Consider the following 4,974-nt stretch of genomic DNA (forward strand, 5'->3'; position numbering starts at 1 on the left):
TTACCCCGACAAAATGTATGCTACCTACAAATTAATCAAAAAATAGAGATCATGTTTCATCAATTTTATCCAACAAATAAATTAAATAACGAAATGCTAACAAAAAATAAACGCCATTAAAACGGACGTTTATTCAAAACGGTTACAAGCAAGCAGAATTAACAAAAATGATATAAATAATGAAAGTAAAAATAAACATTCATCATTCACTTATAGTAACACTTTTATTTCTATTAATTGTCAATCAAATTTATGGGCAACCAAACGAGACAAAAGCCAATAATATTTATTTAATTATTGCATCAGAAGATTACTTTAATAGTAATACTTTGGATACTTTTATAACATTTAGAGAACAAGATTTTACGGTTCAAGTTGTAAAGGGAGCCAATATTGGGACAACTAAGGATGATTATAGAGATTATATAAGAAGTTTGATGCCCGATTATGTATTGTTAGTAGGCAAATACGGTGACTTTCCTGTTCACACAGTGCCTTACCCTAAAGAAGTTGAAAGTTACAATTACTATGTTGCTTCATCAACTATAGGTCATCCAAATCAAGATATACCTTTGGGTTTGTTTTTTGCTGAAAATAATACAGAACTTGAGAATATTATTAACAAAACAATTAGCTTTGAAAATAATTTTACTAGCTACCCTAAAGAATATTATGGTCATGCTGGTAGCAATGCTGCTCTTCCTCCATGGCCTGTTGAATTTAATGAAGAGATACTGACAGAAATGCAAACTCGTTACTTTGGTCCGGAGTCTTATAATTTCACATTAGCTAATGCCAATGACACTAATCCCAATGATGTATGGACAGATATCAACATGATAAATACTGGAATCCGTTTCATGATTTACCACGGACATGGTAATATAAACAAATGGTCTTTTGGATTAGGAACGGGAGGTTTGCCACAATTGACAAATACTATTTACCCTATTATTCTTTCTTTTGCATGTTTAACAGGTACATTCAGCGGTAGTGTTGATACGAGTTCTTTTGATTGTTTTGCCCAGAAAATAACAACTATCGAACATGGTGCAGTCGCTTTTTTTGGAGCCTATAATACTGCTTCTAAAGGAATGAATCAGCTATTAGAAGGATCTATTAACGGACTATTTAATGATACCATAACACCTCGATTAGGAGATGCATTGTTATATGCCTATGCAAATACTAATAACACCAATACCGTAAATACATATTATCCAACAGTAACGGCAGTAGAGCGAAAAAGAACTGCCTGGCAATTTCATTTGTTTGGAGACCCAGCACTTAAAATCCTGGATGACATTACAAGTGTAAAAGAAATCGCTCAAAATAATCACAAAATTATTGTTTATCCTAATCCTACAAGTGGTATTGTTTCAATTGATTCAGATAAGGAAATAATTGAATTGATTGTATTTTCAACAAATGGGGAAATATTGGTTTACTCAACAAACACATCAAAGGTTGATATAAGCAGTCTTCCTAAAGGCGTTTACTTTATATCATTAAAAATGAAAAATGAAACAGTCTATAGGAAAATAATACGAATGTGAGAAATGCCAGCTTGTAACAATGAATAAAAATAATAGCCGAAATAGCAGTAAATTAAAGGATTGTAGCCCGCATCAGCTTTCGTGTGTTTTGATAGTTCTGAAGCACGCAGTCGGCTACATATTCTTATACTAAACGTTAGCACACATACCCATTTGCCACAAAATATTCCTTTTAATCTCAAAGTCATCATTTTACTAAAGGAAAGTTTTTTAGAGTACTACTTTTGAGAAAAAAACAATCATTATGAAACTAATTACCTTATTCTTCTGCACATTTATTGTCGTAATATCCAAAGCACAATCTCCAATATTAATTTTTGAATCTGGCTATGAAGGTACAAGCCATGTAATACAACATTGGAAACAAGGTTCACTAGACTCAACACATGCAGATATAGAAGGTATTGATAATGGATGGGATTGGGAAAGTTCAATTAACGGCAGTCCCCAAGTTGGCTTTTTTGCAATTAGATATGAAACTTTAGATACAATAGCTGCAAAAGCGGAAATTATTCCTGAACCTAGTAATCCATCCAACAACGTCTTAAGTTTTAAGATGACTGCTCCAAATGTAGCGGACTATAACAATGGCTTAGGAAAAGGACGAATACAAGGTGTTTTTACTGAAAATGATACTTTAAGAGCTTTTCATATAAAAGAAAAACTACTTATTCATGAAGATTTTGATTTTTTTACAGAACCACAGTTTGATTCTTTGAATCTTAATTGGATGACAATTCAAGAGTTTTGGAATAATACCGCTGGACAACCGTATCCCTTTAGAGTAACGATAAATATCAGGAAACCAATTAATAGTGATACATTATATTTTGGCGTTCATGCTCAAACAAAAGACACAAGTGCTGCTCACGCTTGGGATAACATATGGGATTCTATTGCTACAGATTACCCCATACCATTAGGAAGTTGGTTGGATATTGAAACATATTTTGTTGAAGGCGATTCGCTAAATGGAAAGTTTAAGTTTGTAGTTACAGATACATCAGGAATAAGGCAAACAATATTTGATATTACTGGATTTACTCACCACCCATTAGATCCAAACCCTGATGGAATACAATCTTTTAACCCTATGAAACTTTATACTTTTGGACCTTATATTGATACTATGGCTGCTCATAATAAATGTCTGTGCTTATATTGGGATGACCTTGAATTATGGAAAGGGACAGAGACATTATTATCTGTACCAACTCAAAAAGAAAGTCCTGTAGATATACTAGTTTTTCCAAACCCTATCAAAAATGAACTGTACTTTAAAACAAATGAAAAAGTTCAATTAATTGAAGTGTATAATATGATGGGCACTAAAGTTTATAGGACTTATTCTATTTCAGAAACTTCTGTAAACCTTAGCTTTTTATCAGGTGGATTATACTTTGTAAAATTTTCTTTTAGTGGAAAAAAAGAACAAATAGTTAAAATAATAAAAAACTAATATTATGAGAATAAAGCATTTTCACATAGTAATTGCTTTTTTACCATTTTTCAATCTGTTAAATGTGGCTTGTAAAAAAGAAAAAACTGAATGCGTCTACAATAATCAACTTGAAACAGAAGAACTTGTATTTCATTCTGGATATGAAGGAAGCTCAAATGGAATTCCAAATGACGCTCACGAAAAGATTAAGGGGATTGACCAAACTTTCCCCAACAAGAGTGATTGGCAAAAAAGTTTTAATGAACATCCTATTATTGGAAATTTTAAGTTTTGGTATGAAGATGGAAAGCCATCTCAACGTTATGCTAAAATAATTGCTGACCCTACAGCATCAGGCAATAAAGTACTTCACTTTTGGTTGAATGAATCCAGTATAAACTACAAGGTGATTAAGAAAAAAGGAAGAATTCAAGCCAATATTGTAAACAATAATAAGTTGCGGTCAATTTACATCAAACAACGACTTTATGTTCATTCCGACTTTGAACAACTAAAAACATATCCAAAAAAAATAACTTGGATGACAATTCAGGAATTTTGGAATAATGCCTCAGGAAAAGAATTTCCATTCAGAGTAACGTTGAACATAAGAAAAACAATCACTGATGCAGGTGATTTATATTTTGGTTCCCATGCTCAAATAAAAGAAAATGGAAAGTGGAATAATATATGGGGTTCTGTGAACGAATCGTATAAATTACCCATAGGACAATGGATTACTATAGAGACATATGTCATTGAGGGAGGTGAAAACAATGGTAGATTTGTATTTGAAATTACAGATAGTCTAGGAAACAAAGAAACTATATTTGATATTACTGGTTATACTCAACACCCAGAAGACCCTTGTCCAAATGGTTTTAATCGATTTAACCCTATGAAACTATATACTTCAGAAGAAATTATTAGCTTTATGAACCAAAATGATAAAACACTCCAATTGTATTGGGATGATTTTGAACTATGGGTTAACAAAAAACCATAATCTAAAGGCACTATCTTCAAAGGAAGTATTATTCTATGATAAATAATCAAATTCTCTTTAAAACTAGTCATAAAGAAAAAATAATATTCACACTTATTATTACCATTACTCTAATTGTTGTGTTATTAGGATTAAAACCTGCTGGAATGCAACGGAATAGTTCAGTAGCACAAATTGTATTAAGCTCTTATCTGATTATAAACTATATTATTATTCACATTATATTTTTGTTCTTCCTTCCTAAACTTAGATTTTTTACAGAAAGGCTAAAAACATTAAAATACTTGATTTTCTACAATCTATTTCTATCAATTTCACTAATTATTACATCAATACTTATTGTTTACTTTCTACGCCCAATAGTTTATTCAAACCATACAGTTACTATTTTTTTCGCCATTTCCTCTGCTATTATTATTGTTAATTTCATTAGTTCCTTAATTGTTACTAAGTTCTTCATAAAAGAAACTTCTATCTCAAATATAAATTCTGTAATGATAATTCAAGATCATTCTAAAATTGTAAAGATTTTATTGAATGATTTTACTTTTGCAAAAGCCTGCGATAATTATATAGAAATATATACCATAAATTCTAAGCCTCATCTATTTCGCTTATCATTAAAACAATTTTTGGAGCAAAACCCTCTTGACCAACTTTATCGCTGTCATAAGTCATATATAATCAACAAAAAAAAAATAACTACTATTACGGGTAACACAAAAGGATATAAAGCAGAAATCAATGGCACAGTGCTTCCCGTATCAAGAAATAAAGGTGTTTTTTTATCTAACTTATTAAAGTAAAAAGAAAATACGTGTGCTAACAATGGTAGCTGTTGCACAACTCACAAACCGTGAATAAATAGCTTATCACCCATAAGGATTAATTAATATCTTTATGAAAAAAAAGATGCAAGGCGAGAAGCATTTACAACCCAAGTTTTTTGTCAATTTCAATCTTGCTGAAAA

Annotated in this window: 4 protein-coding genes; all 4 read left to right on the forward strand. The window is 31.1% G+C overall.

Translation table 11 applies throughout. From position 1 onward, the window contains the following. Nucleotides 1-179 precede the first annotated feature (179 nt). The 4 genes from HOG71_06635 (at nucleotide 180) to HOG71_06650 (ending at nucleotide 4,809) form a co-directional block, all read left to right on the forward strand. Nucleotides 180-1,556, forward strand: coding sequence for a T9SS type A sorting domain-containing protein (locus HOG71_06635; GenBank protein MBT5990513.1), 1,377 nt, complete (start codon nucleotides 180-182; stop codon nucleotides 1,554-1,556). Nucleotides 1,557-1,800: 244 nt separating this feature from the next. Further along, complete coding sequence (locus HOG71_06640; protein MBT5990514.1) at nucleotides 1,801-3,015, forward strand: T9SS type A sorting domain-containing protein; 1,215 nt, start codon at nucleotides 1,801-1,803, stop codon at nucleotides 3,013-3,015. A gap of 4 nt (nucleotides 3,016-3,019) precedes the next feature. After that, nucleotides 3,020-4,003: a hypothetical protein gene (locus tag HOG71_06645; GenBank protein MBT5990515.1), complete on the forward strand. Its 984-nt coding sequence runs from the start codon at nucleotides 3,020-3,022 to the stop codon at nucleotides 4,001-4,003. A gap of 35 nt (nucleotides 4,004-4,038) precedes the next feature. Continuing rightward, nucleotides 4,039-4,809 (forward strand): LytTR family transcriptional regulator, encoded by a 771-nt coding sequence (locus HOG71_06650; GenBank protein MBT5990516.1) that lies wholly within the window; start codon nucleotides 4,039-4,041, stop codon nucleotides 4,807-4,809. The last annotated feature ends 165 nt before the right edge of the window (nucleotides 4,810-4,974 follow it).

The organism is Bacteroidota bacterium, assembly GCA_018698135.1.
Lineage (GTDB): Bacteria > Bacteroidota > Bacteroidia > CAILMK01 > JAAYUY01 > JABINZ01.